The organism is Micromonospora sp. MP36, assembly GCF_008119785.1.
Classification (GTDB): domain Bacteria; phylum Actinomycetota; class Actinomycetes; order Mycobacteriales; family Micromonosporaceae; genus Micromonospora.
On sequence record NZ_VSFA01000132.1, the window covers coordinates 1 to 15,687 of the forward strand.

Annotated in this window: 15 protein-coding genes; 8 read left to right on the plus strand and 7 right to left on the minus strand. The window is 68.5% G+C overall.

The genetic code is table 11. The features are described from left to right. Window positions 1-186: hypothetical protein (locus tag FXF52_RS42685; RefSeq protein WP_222870880.1), on the minus strand; the 186-nt coding region annotated here is incomplete at its 3' end. Window positions 187-212: 26 nt separating this feature from the next. On the opposite strand from FXF52_RS42685, the gene FXF52_RS36715 reads away from it, so the two are divergent. Beyond that, a complete protein-coding gene (locus FXF52_RS36715) occupies window positions 213-1,352 on the plus strand; it encodes a hypothetical protein (protein WP_148804278.1) in 1,140 nt (379 codons plus the stop codon). A gap of 395 nt (window positions 1,353-1,747) precedes the next feature. Here FXF52_RS36715 and FXF52_RS36720 read toward each other — a convergent pair whose 3' ends face one another. Further along, a complete protein-coding gene (locus FXF52_RS36720) occupies window positions 1,748-3,205 on the minus strand; it encodes an MFS transporter (RefSeq protein WP_148804279.1) in 1,458 nt (485 codons plus the stop codon). A 102-nt stretch (window positions 3,206-3,307) separates the two neighbouring features. On the opposite strand from FXF52_RS36720, the gene FXF52_RS36725 reads away from it, so the two are divergent. Continuing rightward, window positions 3,308-3,697, plus strand: a complete 390-nt coding sequence (locus FXF52_RS36725; protein ID WP_148804280.1) for a MarR family winged helix-turn-helix transcriptional regulator — start codon at window positions 3,308-3,310, stop codon at window positions 3,695-3,697. Window positions 3,698-3,918: 221 nt separating this feature from the next. Continuing rightward, window positions 3,919-4,110 carry a DUF2795 domain-containing protein gene (locus FXF52_RS36730; RefSeq protein ID WP_148804281.1) on the plus strand — a complete coding sequence of 64 codons (192 nt, stop codon included), beginning with the start codon at window positions 3,919-3,921 and terminating at the stop codon, window positions 4,108-4,110. A gap of 233 nt (window positions 4,111-4,343) precedes the next feature. On the opposite strand, the gene FXF52_RS36735 is transcribed toward FXF52_RS36730, so the two are convergent. Both FXF52_RS36735 and FXF52_RS36740 read right to left on the minus strand, forming a co-directional pair. Beyond that, window positions 4,344-4,970 carry a hypothetical protein gene (locus FXF52_RS36735; protein ID WP_148804282.1) on the minus strand — a complete coding sequence of 209 codons (627 nt, stop codon included), beginning with the start codon at window positions 4,968-4,970 and terminating at the stop codon, window positions 4,344-4,346. A 27-nt stretch (window positions 4,971-4,997) separates the two neighbouring features. Further along, window positions 4,998-5,180, minus strand: a complete 183-nt coding sequence (locus FXF52_RS36740; protein ID WP_148804283.1) for a hypothetical protein — start codon at window positions 5,178-5,180, stop codon at window positions 4,998-5,000. Between the two features lie 245 nt (window positions 5,181-5,425). Here FXF52_RS36740 and FXF52_RS36745 point away from each other — a divergent pair, with 245 nt between their 5' ends. Continuing rightward, window positions 5,426-6,625: a low temperature requirement protein A gene (locus FXF52_RS36745; RefSeq protein ID WP_255472736.1), complete on the plus strand. Its 1,200-nt coding sequence runs from the start codon at window positions 5,426-5,428 to the stop codon at window positions 6,623-6,625. A 121-nt stretch (window positions 6,626-6,746) separates the two neighbouring features. Here the strand turns inward: FXF52_RS36745 and rph are convergent, their stop codons facing one another. After that, the gene (gene rph / locus FXF52_RS36750; RefSeq protein ID WP_148804285.1) at window positions 6,747-9,344 is read right to left on the minus strand and encodes a rifamycin-inactivating phosphotransferase; all 2,598 of its coding nucleotides are present in this window, start codon (window positions 9,342-9,344) and stop codon (window positions 6,747-6,749) included. 594 nt (window positions 9,345-9,938) lie between these two features. Here rph and FXF52_RS36755 point away from each other — a divergent pair. Next, on the plus strand, window positions 9,939-10,691 hold the full coding sequence (locus tag FXF52_RS36755; protein WP_148804286.1) for a hypothetical protein: 753 nt from the start codon (window positions 9,939-9,941) through the stop codon (window positions 10,689-10,691). 115 nt (window positions 10,692-10,806) lie between these two features. Continuing rightward, window positions 10,807-11,385, plus strand: a complete 579-nt coding sequence (locus FXF52_RS36760) for an alpha/beta fold hydrolase (RefSeq protein WP_148804287.1) — start codon at window positions 10,807-10,809, stop codon at window positions 11,383-11,385. A 217-nt stretch (window positions 11,386-11,602) separates the two neighbouring features. Here FXF52_RS36760 and FXF52_RS36765 read toward each other — a convergent pair whose 3' ends face one another. Next, window positions 11,603-12,190 carry a TetR/AcrR family transcriptional regulator gene (locus tag FXF52_RS36765; protein ID WP_148804288.1) on the minus strand — a complete coding sequence of 196 codons (588 nt, stop codon included), beginning with the start codon at window positions 12,188-12,190 and terminating at the stop codon, window positions 11,603-11,605. A 116-nt stretch (window positions 12,191-12,306) separates the two neighbouring features. On the opposite strand from FXF52_RS36765, the gene FXF52_RS36770 reads away from it, so the two are divergent. Then, the gene (locus FXF52_RS36770; RefSeq protein ID WP_187413931.1) at window positions 12,307-13,080 is read left to right on the plus strand and encodes a class I SAM-dependent methyltransferase; all 774 of its coding nucleotides are present in this window, start codon (window positions 12,307-12,309) and stop codon (window positions 13,078-13,080) included. 809 nt (window positions 13,081-13,889) lie between these two features. Continuing rightward, window positions 13,890-14,453: a GNAT family protein gene (locus FXF52_RS36775; RefSeq protein WP_319993808.1), complete on the plus strand. Its 564-nt coding sequence runs from the start codon at window positions 13,890-13,892 to the stop codon at window positions 14,451-14,453. 295 nt (window positions 14,454-14,748) lie between these two features. Here the strand turns inward: FXF52_RS36775 and FXF52_RS36780 are convergent, their stop codons facing one another. Further along, entirely contained in the window at window positions 14,749-15,570 is an 822-nt protein-coding gene (locus FXF52_RS36780) for a MerR family transcriptional regulator (protein WP_187413932.1), read from the minus strand. Window positions 15,571-15,687 lie beyond the last annotated feature (117 nt).

A 15,687-nucleotide genomic window follows, 5' to 3' on the forward strand; every position in this document is an offset into this window, starting at 1 on the left:
CACCAGCCCGTCGCCCCACAGCCCCTTCAGCAAGTACGGCAGGGTCGATGCCTCGTCCGGATTCCTGCCGATCAGCAGCTCCACACCGCCAGTCTCGCCCGCCCGAACCGACCCGATGACGGGATCACGCAACGCCGGTCGCCGGAGCCGCGAAAAGATGACGATGACCCGCCCTGCCGCAGGCATGGCATGACTCGGGGCATAGTCTCGTCATGACGAAGGGCGGCCGGATGTCATCGATCGACGAGTTGGTGCAGCGCAGCGGGACGCTAAAGCGTGAGCTGCTCGACTACGCGCGGAAGCCGCGCTTAGACCGCGCGTTCCGGCAGGAGATCAGAGCCCGGTTCGGGCGGGTCGTCGTCGTCGAAGACGAGGCGGAGCTGTCGAACTTCTTCGACTGGTTCATTCAGCAGCACCGCCTGCACGACGGACGCACCCTCGTCGACCTGTTCGTCGAAGCCCATCCTGAACTGCCCGACACCGAGCGCGAATTCCTCCTCGGCTGGCGCGACGTACGCGAAGGCGTCTTCGAGGTAACCGGACGCGATGGCCCTGTCCTGCACACCGTGAACCTCATCGACGATCTGCCCTACCGCATCCGCACCAACACCGACGAGTCGATTTTCGACCGGATGCCGCCCGGCTCATTCATCGGCAGCCGCATCGTGCCCGTTCACGGCGATTGGCTCCTCAGCGGCACCACCGCCCTCTACCCGGCCCAGGACCGGGCCGACGCCTACAGTTCGGCAGTCCGCCTCGCGGCCGAGCAGCCCGCACTCGTCTTCCACAACCCGCAGCGCCTCGCCCACGCGTGGGCTCTGCAACGCGCCCAGCACGCCGCGTTCGTCGCGCACTTCGGCAGCGACGAGGTCACCCTCGGCGTGGACGAACTTGACAAGGCCATGCGCCGGTACTGGGACACCTACTCCGGCGAACCCGGCACCGCCCCGCCGACCGACCTGGACTGGCTCGACGACGCGGTCGAAACCATCGGCGTGATCTACGACCAGCAGACCGGCCTCGGCATGTACGCGGACTATGCCCTTGCCCAGCAGGCCTTCGCTGACCCCGACCTCATGCGCCGCCGCCGACACAAGGAGACCGTTAAGGCATACCTCCACGACGACACCGTCGATCCGGTCCCGCTGCAGCGGCTCGCTGCCCGCCACCCCGACAACGCCGATCGCGTCCTACGAGCGGCCACCGGCAAACCCGCCTTCACTTGGCACGAACACGGTGAGCAACTACTGCGCAAACACAAGGCCGGCTGGTACGCCAGCAGCCATCTGCCCCGGCTCACCGTCCTCAGCGACCGCCTCGCCGCCCACATACGAGCCGGACTGCAGGAATAGAGCCCACCGGATGGCGGTGCCCGTACGAACGATGGGATCCCGGGAGCCCGGCCGCGAACACGCGGAACATCAAGTCCGCTGGAGCGGTTCGCATGCTGATACCTTCAAGCGCCGCCAGGGACTCGAACCCCGAACCCGCGGATTAAGAGTCCGCTGGCAGTCTTACTGACAGGTCGTCGTTGGCGGCGAGCAGAACCTAACCTCGGGATAACGCGCTGAAGGTCGGTCCAGCAGCGGTCAGATGATCATCGACCGTGCGGCCCTGGCGAATGGCAAGTGGCAGCTCGTCGCCGCCGTTTCGGGCATGGAGCTGGCGGGTGCATCGCTGTACACACGCCGCCCGTTCAGCTGGCGTACGTTGGCGCTCCGGCGCCGGAGCGCCAACGTACGCCAGCTCAGGCGTGGCGGCCGCGGCTCCGGGTGAGCAGCGGGGTCAGGTTGAGCAGCAGCCCGACCAGCGCGACGCCGGTGACGAGGTTGATGCCCGGGTGGAACTGGCCGAAGTCGCTCTCCTGGCCGGCACCCGGTGCGTTCGCCGCCACGAGCGCGGTCACCGCGGCGAGGACCAGCGCGGCGCCGACCTGACCGGAGGTCTGCACCAGGCCGGAGGCCAGCCCTTGCTCGGAATCGTCGATTCCGTCGGTGGCCTGCGCCATGATCGAGCTGAACCCGAACGCGAACCCGCCGCCGAGCAGCAGCATGGTGGGCAGGACCGTCACGAGGTAGTGCGGCGCGTCTCCGGCGGTCGCGAGGAACCAGACGTACCCGACGCTGAGCGAGGCCATGGCCGTGACGATGAGCCGCTGCGTGCCGTACCGGTCGATGAGTCGGCCCATGAACGGCGAGCTGAATGCGACCAGGAGCCCGGCGGGTAGCAGGGCCAGGGCCATCCGCAGCGGCGACCATGCCAGTACGTCCTGCAGGTAGATCGTCATCATGAACTGGAAGCTCAGGTATGAGCCGAACAGTGCGATCACGCTCAGGTTGGCCCGGACGATCGAGCCGATCTTCAGGATGTCGAGTCGGATCAGCGGGTGCCGCACCTTGGTTTCGGTGACGACGAAGCCGGCGAGCAGCGCGGCGGCGGCGATGATCGAGCCGATCGTGACCGGGTCGAGCCAGCCCCGGTCGGGTGCCGAGACCACCGTGTACACGGCGAGCAGCATGCCGGCGGTGAGGGTCACCGCGCCGATGAGGTCGTGGCCTCCTTCGGCGGCCGCCCTGTCCCGCGGGATCAGCGCCAAGCCGGCGAGCAGGGCTGCGACCGCGAGCGGGACGGGGATCAGGAACGTCCACCGCCAGCCGATACCGGTGAGCAGTCCGCCGAGGATGAGCCCGGAGGAGTACCCGCTGGCGCCGAAGACCGTGAAGATCGACAGCGCTCGGTTCCGGGCGGGGCCCGCTTGGAACGTGGTGGTCAGGATCGACATCGCGGTCGGTGCGGTGAACGCGGCGGCCAGGCCCTTGACGAACCGGGTGGCGATCAGCAGGGTGCCGTCGTCGACGAGTCCGCCGATCAGCGAGGCGACGGCGAAGACGGCGAGTGCGGCCAGGAAGACGCGGCGCCGCCCGAGCAGGTCCGCGGTACGGCCGCCGAGCAGAAGCAGCCCGCCGTAGCCGAGGATGTAGCCGTTGATGATCCACTGCAGCGAGGTGGTCGTCAGGCCGAGTTCGGTACCGATGGACGGCAGGGCCACGCCGACCATCGAGACGTCGAGCCCGTCAAGGAAGAGCACGGTGCACAACACCGCGAGAACTCCCCAGAGCCGAGGGGTCCAGTGCTGTCCGGCCGGTGTGGTCGTGGGGACCGTCGCGGTCGTGCCGACCGCGGGGGAGGTTTCGACGATAGTCACGACGGGGAACACTAGATGCACGTGCATTAGATGTCCACGCACTATGTTCCCAAGCACATAATGCAGGTGCATAAGGCCCGCCTGACGAGTAGGATGCCCGGCATGATGTCCGAAACCGGCCTCATCGAACGCTGGCATACGCTGCTGACCTGCTACAACGAGGTCGCCTGCCACCTGGAGCGCGCACTGCAGGACGGGCACGGACTCACCATGAGCGAATTCGAGACGCTCGACCGGCTGATCTCGGCCGACTGTGACAAGCGCCGCATGCAAGACCTCGCGGCCGACATGTACCTCAGCCAGAGCGCGCTGTCCCGCACAGTCGCCCGCCTCGAGAAGAGCGGCCTGGTCGCGCGGGCGCTGTGCGAGGCCGACCGCCGCGGCGTTTTCGTCACGGTCACCGAAGCCGGGCGGCACGTCCACACCGAGGCGCGCAGAACGCACCTCGCGGTGCTCGCCGAGCACCTGACCCCCGAGCCCGCTCACGCCTGAGCCGACCGACCTACCGTCGTCCACGCTCATCGCGCCGGTGCCCGCATCGCACGGGCAGCGGGTGACGGTCGCGCGAACCTGTCTTCCGCGGCTTCGTTGGACTTCGGCCGCGGCCGCTCCTGATCGGGCGCCGTGATCTCTGCCCCACCGAGGCGGTCGCACGATCTTCCGGAGCGGTGTCGGACGGGAATGCTGGTCAGCCGTTTGGGTACGAGTGCCACATGGCTGTCAATCCGATCCAGTTGCAGAAGTTCCTCCGCGGCGTCGACTACCCGGCGGACAAGGACACGCTCGTGGAGCGCGCGCGGGCCAACGGCGCCGACGACAGGGTCCTCGACACACTCCGCCGGCTGAGGGCGGATAGCTTCAACTCGCCGAACGACGTCAGCGAGGTACTGGGCAGCGAACGCTGACACGCCGCCGAGCCGGCCCGTGCGCTCACCGACCTGCGGTCACCGCAGCACCCTGCCCTCGCGGTGCCGCTGCACATGGCCGCAGCCGAAGGCGTCCGCCGACTCCGGGAGGAGCGAGTTGCAGGCGTCGACCGGTACGTCCCGCGCACGCCCGGCAGCGCCGCCGCGCTGCCTGCGGTAGAAGTGCGCACTTGACCTTGGCTTAGATTCCGCCTGGCATCGTCGATCTTCGCCTACCTGTTCGCCCGCAGCCAGCGGCGATGGGTGGCCGCGGCGATGCCGTGGACCAGCCGGGCCAGGTCCGCTGCTCCCCCAGCGTCGTCGGCGCGGCGCACCGTCGTGCGGATCGGCGCGACCTCGTCGAGTTCGACGCTCTCGCGCAGCAGCACGAACTGGAACACCACCCCGGCCAAACGAGCGTTGCCGTCGCCGTACGGGTGGAAGAAGGCGACGTCGAGGTAGGCCCGGGCCGTCACCGGTGTTTCCCGGTCGGCGGCCTCTGCCACAGAGGCGAACCGTTGCTCGGTGTCGGCGTGCAGCCCGTACCGTTCCCGACCGCTCTTCGCGTGCGCCGGTGCCCGGCGGAACGCCGCGACGGGGACACCACGGATGATCCGATTCCAGCGGGCCAGTAGGCCCGAGGTGAGGTCGGTGCCGGCGGCGGCTTCGAGCCGCACGTCGTCGTACGCGGCCAGGAACCGGCCCAGCCGTTGCGGGTCACGCCCGGCGGATTTGCGGGCGAAACCGACGAAGCCGTCACGAATCGCCGACACCGGCGCCTTCAGGTGCGGGACGACATCCCGCCAGCCGACGGTATCCCGCAACCGCTGCCACACCGCCAATTGATCAGGAGTGGTCATCGGCCACCCGCCGGGCCAGGCCCTCGGCTACCGACTCCCCGACCGCTCTCGGCGGCTCCACCCAACTGTCGAAGCGGCGACCGCGTGTTCGAGCAGTTCCTCCCGGCGGGTGGACTCGATGCCGACCGAGTCGAGAAACCAGCCGAGCACGGTCATGCAGCAGCCATACCAGCCGGACTCGTACTGCGTGCGGTCACCGACCGCAGTCACCAGGTGAGCAACCGCGCGCTCCCATCCGTCCAAGTCATCGGCGGGAAGCGGCAGGAACCGGTCGAACTGAGTTCCCCCGCTCTGATGGAGCGGTTGAAGCACGAAGCTGGGCGCGGCAGCCCTCTCTGGCGGTCAAACCCTTCAGCCACCGGGAGATGCGTCTTATCCGTGGACGGCGCGGCGACGTGGTACGACTGCTTCAGCGACAAGCCGACGAAGCGGGCGGGCCGGTGACGACGAACAGAGTGGCCAATCTGCTGCGCAAGCGTGGGAGCCCGCAGCGGCCGACCTTCCTGGAACTGTTCTTCGATCTGGTCTACGTCTTCGCGCTCACCCGGATCGTGAACGAGTTGGTGCTGGACTACACCACCGGCCACATCGCCGAGACGTTGACCACTACCCTTTCGGAAAACGGCGAGACCCTGCTGCTGTTCCTGGCCATCTGGTGGATCTGGACCCAGACGGCGTGGATGACCAGCCGATTCGACCCGTTGCACCCGGCGATCCAAATCGTTGTCCTCGCGACAATGCTCGGGAGCCTGTTCCTGGCGGTCGCGATATCCGGAGCTCTCGCCGAGACCGGCCTGCTCTTCGCGAGCACGTACGTTGCGATCCAGGTGGGCCGCACCCTCTTCTTCGCACTCACCATGCGGAGCCACGAGCTGCGCCGCATCAACATGCTGGCGCTCGTCTGGTTCGGCGCGTCGGCCGTACCGTGGCTCACCGGAGCTTTCGCACCAGAGCTGACGCGCAATTTGCTGTGGCTGCTGGCCTTGGCGATCGACTACCTAGGGGGCACACTCGGCTGGCCGGTACCACGGCTGGGGCGCTCACAGGTATCCCCGTGGGCCGTCGCGGGCGAGCACCTGGCCGAACGCTACTGGCAGTTCGTCATCGTCGCGCTTGGGGAGACGATCCTGACCACCGGATCGACTCTTCTACACGGTCCAATCGTGGCTGAACGAATATTGGCCCTTGTACTGTCGTTCGTCACCACGGTGTTGCTGTGGCGGATCTACTTCTACCGAGCCGGCCAGATCTTGGGCGAGGCCATCGCGGCATCCGCCAATCCCGGCCGACTCGGCCGGTCGGCCGAACTCTCCCACCTGCTCATGGTGGCCGGCATCGTCGCCACCTCAGCCGGTTCCGAACTCACCCTCACCGATCCATCCGGACACGCCAAACCGGCCTGGGTCGGCGCCATCCTCGGCGGACCCGCGCTCTACCTCGCCGGGCGCGCAGTATTCGAACACGTGGCCTTCGCCCGCGTGTCCCGGCCACGACCGATCGGGATCCTCGTCCTCGCGGCCCTAGCGCCGGTGATGGTCGGCCTGCCGCCACTCGGGGTCGCCGCAGCAGCTGCCGCCGTCCTGCTCGGCGTCGCCGTCTTGGACACGATCCGAGCCCACGGACGCCCACTGGAGCAGGCCTCGCCGCCCCGCTGACGCGTGCCCGTTGCCCCACCAAATCAGAGCCGATCTGGAGCAAACTCGTCTGATCGGAGATCACCGTGCCGACGGCCCGGTTGCCGGTGACGGAAGCGATGGGCCTTCTCGGTGCGGTCGGTCAAGACAGGATCTCGACGTACCCGTCGGTCCCGTGCACGCGGATCCGCTGCCCGTCCCGGATAAGCCGGGTGGCATCCACCACACCGACGACGGCAGGCAAGCCGTACTCCCGGGCGATCACTGCGCCATGGGTCATCAGGCCGCCCACCTCCGTCACCAGGCCTGCGATCGCGACGAACAAGGGCGACCAACTGGGATCGGTGTAGGCCGTGACCAGGATGTCGCCCGCCTCGAGATCGGCCTGCGCCATGTCGAGAATGACGCGGGCCCTCCCCTCGATGGTCCCAGCGGAAACCGGTAAGCCGATCAGGGCACCAGCTGGCACGTCGTCGCGCCGGTACGCGCCGGCGACGGCCTCGCCGTCAGATGTGAGCACCCGGGGCGGCGTGAGCGCGTGGTACGACCGGAACGCGTCCTTGCGCTGCTGGATCAGCTGGTCATCCACTCGGTTCGAGCGCACGGCGTCGTGGAGCTCCTGGAACGTGAGGTAGAAGATGTCTTCCTTCTCAGCGAGCACGTTGGCCTGCACGAGGCGCTCAGCCTCTTCCAGCAAGGCCTGCTTGTAGACGAAGTAGCGGCTGACGATGCCGTACTTCGGGTACTCCCGGTAGCCGATGAAGGTCCGGACCCGGTCGATCATCCGCTTGGCCTCGTCGGCTTTCTGCTCCCCGTCCGGCAGGGCCCGCAAGCGTGAGAGCACCTCCTGTTCCTTCTTCTGCGCCTCCTGCCGCCCTTGCTCGAAGCGCCGCCCGGCGGCGCCCGGCTCGAAGTTCCTGACGTGGTCGAGGATCACGGGCACGAGCGTGGTGGGGCGCTCGCGCCAACGCGGCCTCGTGATGTCGATCTCGCCGATGCAGCGCATGCCGTACCGGTCGAGGTAGGCCTCGATGGCGTCACGCGCTTCGGTGCCGCCCGCGAGCTTCGGCAGCTCGTCCAGGAAGCCCTCATCCTCGACGCCCTGCAGGAACGCCACCACCTCCGGGTGCGGACGGATCACGTCGGCGACGTCGAGCAGCGCCAGTCCCATCTCCGAGGTGACGTTGTTGGGGGCCGACAGGGTGAGCGTATCGGCCGCGTTCTTCTCGCCCAGCCACTCCTGCAGCTGGTCGTTGAGCCACCAGGTGGCCTCCATCCCCGCCATGATCGCCTGCATGCTCAGCGGATCGCTGAGGACTCGCTTGTGCTCCTGGAACGCCTCCAGCAGGAAGTCGAACAGCGCCGGTCCCGACTTCGTCCGAATGTCACGCCGCAGGGCGGCGATGGACGCCTGGCTGCGCTCGATCAGCTCGGTGACGATGGCCGGATCGTTCTCGATCGGGGCGGGCGCGCCGCTGGCCGGCGGCCCGCCGGTACCCGCGTCCGGCAGCGACGGGACGAAGTCGTCGCGGTCGAGGACGGTCTCCAACGCGTCCCTGGTCAGCGGATCGGATCTCCCCGCCATCTCCAGGAAACCGGCGCGGCTCGCGGGCGAGGCCAGGACCCGGGTGGCGTCGACGAACAGCCTCCCGCCGGCCTCGTGCATCGGCGCCATAGCTGTCAACTGCCACACCGAGACGCCCAGTGGCTTCATCGGGTCGGTCATCATCTGTTGGTGGCCGACTGAGAGGTAGACGCGGTTCCCGGCGTCGCCGGCCGAGGGGATGGGGAACAGCGTGGTGATCGGCCGGCTCTGGACGATCTGGAAGTCTTCGCCGACCAGGCACCATTCGATGTCCTGCGGGCGGCCGAAGTGCGTTTCGATCCGCCGGCCGAGCTGCACGAGCCGCACGACCTGCGCGTCCGTCAGCGCCGGCTGCTCCTGCCGCTGCGGGTCGATCGCCACTTCCTCGGTACCGCCAGCCGGCAGGGCGTGAACGCAAAGCTGCTTGGCGGCGATCGCCTTGGCGACGATTTCGCCGTCGCGCACCTTGAAGGTGTCCGGGTTCACCAGGCCGGAGACGAGGGCCTCGCCGAGGCCGAAGCTGGCGTCCACGGTGGCGACCTTCCGGTTGCCTGTGACGGGGTCGGCGGTGAACAGGATGCCGGCCGCATGCGGGAAGACCATCTGCTGTACGACCACGGCCATGTGGACCGTACGGTGGTCGATGCCGTTCCGCTGGCGGTAGGTCACGGCCCGCTCGGTGAACAGCGACGCCCAGCACCGGCTGACGTGCTCAAGGATCGCCGCCGGTCCCACGACGTTGAGGTACGTGTCCTGCTGGCCGGCGAAGGAGGCCGTCGGCAGGTCCTCTGCCGTCGCGCTGGATCGGACGGCGTAGGCGGCGTGCTCGCCGAGCTGGGCGAGCGCGCGGGTGATCGCCGCCACGAGATCGCCCGGGATGGCGGTCCCTTCGATCGTCCGGCGGATCTCCGCGCTGAGCGTGCGGATCGCCTCCCGGTCGTCCGGGTTCAGGCGCGACAGCTGATCGAGCCGATCGTCGATCGACGGCGCTTCCGCCATGATCCGCCGGAAGGCGTCCGTCGTCACGCAGAAGCCAGCCGGCACGCGGATGCCTTCGATCCGCGACAGCCCGCCCAGGTGCGCGCCCTTGCCGCCAACGACCGCGACCTGCATCTCGTCAACATCTTGGAGATCCAACACGTACTGCTCGATCATTTGCGATACCTCCGAAGCACGCACGTCGTGCCCCCCGTTTCCGCAGGTTGTGGCCTCGGCCGACGATTCTGCGCCACAACACCGGTCTTGCCGCAAGCCCCCCGGTGCGCTATACGTTAAGAGTGGCAAGGAGAGACCTCCTTGCCTTTGCCTTTTGCCGTCCGCTGGAACTGACAAGCTCCTCGCGACGCAGCGGTACGCCACGTACGGCGGTACGCAGGCGGATGTCCCATCGGCCTACGGATGCAGCCGCGGAACCAGAAGTTTCTTTCCCTCGTCGGCAAGGCCCGAGCGCCGTCATCTCCCGGAGGTCGTTGCGCCACGCGAGCGCTGGGCCAAGCCCGCCAAACGGACGCCGTGGCTCAAATCCTGGCGGCACCCAAGCGAACGGCGCGGCGCCGCCCCGCCCAGATCGTGGCCCCGCGCCGTGGCATGGCGCACCGTACCTGACGCAGTCGGACGACAGTGGCTGGCGGACGCGGGGCCGGCGGCAGATCAGCATGGCCGCGCCTCGCGGATGAGGCAAATCGCGCGAAGCGCGGCCAGAGCGGATGTGGCTTTTCGACGGAGAGCGGCCACGACTACGGTGCTGCTGTGGCGGTGTGGGAGCTCTGGCGGCAGGACGACAACGGCAACCGGGTCCGGATGCGCACCTTTGCTGACCGGGTTGAGGCGCTGGCTAAGGCCCTGGCACTGGAGTCTGGTGTGGCGCATAAGCAGACCTACTGGGTCGACGGGCCACCCGGGCCGGTCTGCCGCACAAACCGCGACCTTTACCGACGCCTTGTCCAGGAAGGCGAACACATGAACGCCGCCACGCGCAGTTTGGACGTGTTCCTGCGTGCGTGGTGGCGAGTTGCCCAGCCGCTGTCGGGTCGAGTCTCCCTGGACCTGGATACGGTTGCCGCGATGGTCGTGGCGGCGGGCATGGTCGAGCCGGCGCCACTGCGGGCCTCGTGGCGTTCCGCCTCGTTTCGCTACACGGACGAGCCGACGTCGTACGCCGACTGGGAAGCCATCGTGCTGTCTCAGATCGCGGACCTGGCCGACTTCGCCGATCAGGGACCGCTGGACGAGTACGCCCGGCTCGGCATCAACGCACCCCGCCCGGCAGGATGTGTGCGAGCCACGGACCTCCGCTGGTACAACTTCGATCCGCAGGCGTACCTGGAATGCGGGATGGCCGGAGCACTGGGCGGCTGGAGCGAAGACGACGGCCGACGGAAACCAGTTCCTGGCCCCGTCGTGCCGTTGGGGAACGAACCGGAGCCGGGCGAGCACACCATCGGCTCCCTCGGCTGGGCCAATCTCGCGGAGCTGGCCCGGTGCGGGCAGGAGTACGAGTAGCACACCGCGGCCGAACTCAGCCCGACGGACCGTTTGCATCGCTTGCGGCAGATTCGGCTGGTGCTCGTTGGTGTTGATCAGCCCGATGTGAAGTCCCACCCGAAGGAGGACCGTCATGGCAGGGACCCGGCAGATCCTGTTCATCCAGGGCGGCGGCGCGGGCGCGCACGACGAATGGGACGACAAGCTTTTCGACAGCCTGAGGCGGGAGCTCGGGGACGGGTACGAGGTCCACTACCCGCGCATGCCCGACGAGGACAATCCGAGCTACGCCAGGTGGAGCGCGGCCATCCGGCGTGAGATGAACGCCTTGGACGACGGCGCGGTCGTCGCCGGCCATTCGGTGGGCGGGACGATCCTCATCAACGCGCTCGCCAAGCGGCCACCGGAGCCGGAGCTCAGGGCGATCGTGTTGATCGCCGCTCCGTTCGTCGGTGCGGGCGGCTGGCCCGGCGACGAGTTCGAGCTGCCACACGACCTGGGCGCGAGGCTGCCGCAAGGCGTGCCGGTGCATGTGTTCCATGGACTCCAGGACGAAACCGCCCCACCGTCGCATGCCGACCTGTACGCCCGCGCCATCCCGCATGCACAGCTGCACCGGCTGCCCGGGCGCGATCACCAGCTGGACAATGACCTGAGCGAGGTGGCGAAGACGATTAGGCCTGACGACCTCGGACCCGTCACCCCGGGATAGCACACAGCCCAGACCCTCTGATCGACAGCCACGGCTTCGGCGCTCGAGCTTCCTGCACACGAGGTCACGCTGCTGCCGCAACGCCGCCTAACCAGCGGGCCGCCACCGAAATCCACGGAACTCGGGTCAACCTCGGCGCGAGGAGTGCCCCGGAGAACGGCAACCCGGGCAGCGCACGAACAACCAGTACCGCCGAGGCCGCGGCGTGGGATCACGGTTACCGCATGGCGCTGGCCAGGACCGCGGTCACGACCCTGCGGACGGCTCCAGGCTCTGGCGAACTGCCCTTCCGCTCGGTGAACAGCAGGTGCGCGGCGCCGATCAGGGTAGGCGCGAGCGTGTCGACGTCGGCGTCGGACGCGATCCGGCCGTGCTCGCGCTCGGCCGTCAGGTACCCAGCGATCATGGCCGCGCCCTCGCCGACGAGCGGGAGTCGGGCGGTGCCGGCCCTGCGCAGCCGCGTACGCAGTTCGTCGCGGGCGATGACGAGGACAACGATCGCGACCATGACCGGCTCGAAGAGGGTCATCAGGGCGCGGGTCAGGTTGTCGGTGACGGTACCGGTCCCGGCCGCGTTCTGCAGGGCGGTGGCCTGAGCCTCGACGTGAGCAATGCGGTCCAGCACGAGCTCGGCGAGGAAGGCGTCGAAGTCAGCGAAGTGTCGATGCAGGACTCCCTTGGCGACGCCCGCCTCCGTGGCGACCGCTCGGCTGGTCAGGCCGGTGACGCCGTCCCGGACCAGCACCCGCACGGCGGCGTCGAAGAGTTGTCGGCGTGGGTCCTGCAGTGCTACGCCGGTCGGCAACGTGGCACCCCTTCCTTCACTGAGCGCGATTGCCGTAGTGGGCAAGCGCCCACTAGAGTGGGCGAATGGTCACTATACCGCCCCCACCCAGGCCGGAACCGCACCTGCACCGTCGCATGGCGGAGTCGTTCGGGATCGACCCCGAACGGTACGACCGGAACCGGCCCCCGTACCCCGACGCCATGATCGAGCGAATCGTGGCCGCCAGTCCTGGCACCGACTTCCTCGACGTCGGCTGCGGCACCGGCATCGAAGCCCGCCAGTTCCTCGCCGCCGGCTGCGCGGTGCTCGGTGTCGAAACCGACCCGCGGATGGCCGACTTCGCGCGGACGACCGGCCTTGAGGTCGAGGTCGCGACCTTCGAGGCGTGGGAGCCGGCCGGGCGCACCTTCGACGCGGTCGTCTCCGGTACGGCCTGGCACTGGGTCGACCCGGTCGCGGGCGCGGCGAAGGCGGCACGGATCCTGCGGCCGGGCGGCGTGCTGGCACCGTTCGGGCACGTGTACCAGCTTCCGCCCACCGTGGCGGAGGCCCTCGCTGCGGCGTACCGCCGCGTGGCCCCTGACTCGCCGATCAACCTCAGCGGATGGCCGGGGGGCTCGATGCTGGACGGGTACCAGGCGCTGTACGCCAGGGCCGCGGACGGGATCCGCCAGGCGGGCGGATTCGGCGAGCCCGAGCTGTGGCGGTACGACTGGGAGCACTCGTACACCCGCGACGAGCTCTTGGATCTGGTGCAGACCTCGGGCGGCCTCAGCAGTCTGCCGCCCGACCAGGTAGCGGAGGTGCTGGCGGCCGTGGGCACGGCGGCCGCCGAACTGGGTGGATCCGTCACGCTGCCGTACGCCACCTGGGGCCTCACCGCGACCCGGACCGACATCCAGCCCTAAAGCATGTGGCCGCCGAACGACTGCGGATCCACCAGATCACGTTCAAACAACGCCCACGGGAACGCCTGCCGGATAATCCCGCCGCACAGTACGTACGGGGGGATTGACGAACTCGCGTAGGCCGACGAGTTCCCCGTCCGTATCCGCCAGTGAAGGGCATCTCCAGCGAGTCAGGGCTACCGAATATCCGGAGGCGTACGCCGGCTACCCCTGCAAGACTTCCGCCGTGATCGCTGCGGATACTCTTCAAGCATGGGTGAAGGACAGCTACGGGATCGAACTGGACAACCTCACCCCCGTAGCCACGGGCACCGACCGCGACGCCAGCCGATGGCGCGGTGAACACCAAGGGACAGCATTCGCCGTAAAGGTCAGCCGCTCCGCTCCGGGGTCAGCCATCGCCCTGACTGCCCACCTCGCCGATCACGAAACGCCTGGCATCCTCGGTCCCATACGCACCCACACCGGCGAAACCTGTGCCGTACGCAGCACTCTCACCTGCTCGCTCATGCCATGGATTGACGGCCGCCGCCCCATCGAGAACGGGGTGGGACTGCAGCACTGGAAGCAACTGGGGCTTCGGTGTAGCCCTTGTCCACGCCCACCGTCGCCTCGAAGCCAAACGGCGACATCGACGGGGAACTGGACATCCTGCAAGCACTACGCCAGGACACCGCACCCACGGTGCCCGCCAGCGCGTAGCGGGCGGCAGCCGGATCGGCGTGGGACGCCAAGGCCCGCGCGCCGACGGAGCGCAACCACGCCGAAAAGCAGTAGATCGGGTACCGGCGTCGTGCCACCATCCGCCAGTGACTCCTGAAAACGATCAACGGGCCCAGCCCTCCGCCGACACGCCGCTGGTCCGGTTCGTCGAACTGCCCCCCACCGCGATGAAGGCCCTGGCCGACGCTGACCTCTCCACCGCCAGCGCCGAGGCCGGGATCGCCCTCACCGACTACTTCGTAACCGACGAGGCCCGCTGGCTGTGGCGGCTGCGCCTCAGCCAGATCGCCGCCGACCCGGCGACCGCCGTGTGGTTCGCCCGGGCAGCGGTCAACGGTGCTGACGAGGTCGTCGGGCACGCCGGATTCCACGGACCACCCAACGAGGCCGGCACGGCGGAGATCGCCTACTCCGTCGACCCCACCTTCCGCCGCCGCGGCTACGCCCGGGCCATGCTGCACGCGCTGCTGCACCGCGCCGCAGCCGAACCCACCGTCCAGACCGTCCGCGCGACCATCAGCCCCGACAACGTGGCGTCCCTCGCCACCATCGCCGGACTCGGCTTCGTCTACGTCGGCGAGCAGTGGGACGACGAAGACGGCCGCGAACTCATCTTCGAGATCCCCGCCGACGGCCACCCGGGCACCTGACCCCGGCCCTGCGCTACGACCGGCCGGCACCACCCGCCGGCGCACGCCGGGCGACGACCGCCCGGCGGTCGTCGCCCCGCGCCGCCGTCCCCGCCCGCGGCGCTCAGGGCTGCCACATGCCGCCACCCCTCACACGGACGTGACCGCGGGACGCCAGCAAGACGTACAGACAACCGCCGAGCCCGTCACGAGCATGGCCACGACTGCCTAATCAAGATTTCTCATCCACAACTCTTGACTATTGCTCAAGTTAATGGCCTCGAGACCGTACGGTAGCCGGCGTGCCTGTTACGGCCTACAAAGGCGCTGCCGGTTCGTAGGGGAAGGCGACATCGACGCAGTATTCGTCATCGGCGGCGTCGGCCCAGTTCGGCTGATAGACCTCCCGCGCTGATGCGCTCAGCACTTGGTCGTGCTCCCGAAGCCAGTGGCCGATCGCATCGTAGGCGCGCAGGATCGTCGGGTAGGTCGCCTGCGCTTTCGTGAGCGACATGTACGCCTGCCGGTGTGCTCGCTCGATCCGGACCCCGACGAGCCCGTCGGGCTGCACTGGGTCCCTCGTCGGGACACACACCTCGACGGGTCCGTTGGAGTCCTCGGTGACCAGCCCGTGGTACGCGACGAACACCGGCCCGGACAGCGTGCCGCCGGCAGCGGTGAGGTGGTCGAACAGTAACTGTGTGGTTTCGGGCAGAACGCGCGGCAGCCGGTCGGCGGTCACGTGCCGCTGGACGAAGATCACCTTTTGGGTTGGGACGTCCCGATGATGGACCTCGTAGGCCGCCATGGGAAGTCCTTGATCGCCGAGTAGCTCCAGCAGGTGGCTTACCAGCGGCCGGCGGGCGGCGTGCTTGGTCTCGGCGTCACGCCAGTACGACTCCACCTTGCCGACCGCTGGCGGACCGGAAACGCTGAGGACGTCGGCGATGTCCGCCAGAGGCATGCCGATCGCGCGGAGCAGAGTGACACGGCGAGCGCGGTCAAGCTCCGCGGGGCCGTAGTAGCGGTAGCCGGTGCGGGCGTCGATGTGAGCCGGGTTCAACAGTTTCCGCTGCTCGTAGAGGCGTAACGCCTTCGGGCTCAGTCGTGACTGAATCAGGAACTGACCGCTGGTCAACCACCGTGGCATACCGGGGAGTCTGTCCCCTGTCCCTGGGGCGAGGTCAAACCGAACCATGCAGTGGAGCACCCGCAACCGGTCCGACCAACTGGCAACCAACCGGATCCGGCGGGT

Bases quoted from the DNA above. Each gene is read 5' to 3' on its own strand.
- FXF52_RS36715 (WP_148804278.1), top strand. From the start codon at position 213: ATGACGAAGGGCGGCCGGATGTCATCGATCGACGAGTTGGTGCAGCGC.
- FXF52_RS36725 (WP_148804280.1), top strand. From the start codon at position 3,308: ATGATGTCCGAAACCGGCCTCATCGAACGCTGGCATACGCTGCTGACC.
- FXF52_RS36730 (WP_148804281.1), top strand. From the start codon at position 3,919: ATGGCTGTCAATCCGATCCAGTTGCAGAAGTTCCTCCGCGGCGTCGAC.
- FXF52_RS36735 (WP_148804282.1), bottom strand. From the start codon at position 4,970: ATGACCACTCCTGATCAATTGGCGGTGTGGCAGCGGTTGCGGGATACC.
- rph (WP_148804285.1), bottom strand. From the start codon at position 9,344: ATGATCGAGCAGTACGTGTTGGATCTCCAAGATGTTGACGAGATGCAG.
- FXF52_RS36760 (WP_148804287.1), top strand. From the start codon at position 10,807: ATGGCAGGGACCCGGCAGATCCTGTTCATCCAGGGCGGCGGCGCGGGC.
- FXF52_RS36770 (WP_187413931.1), top strand. From the start codon at position 12,307: ATGGCGGAGTCGTTCGGGATCGACCCCGAACGGTACGACCGGAACCGG.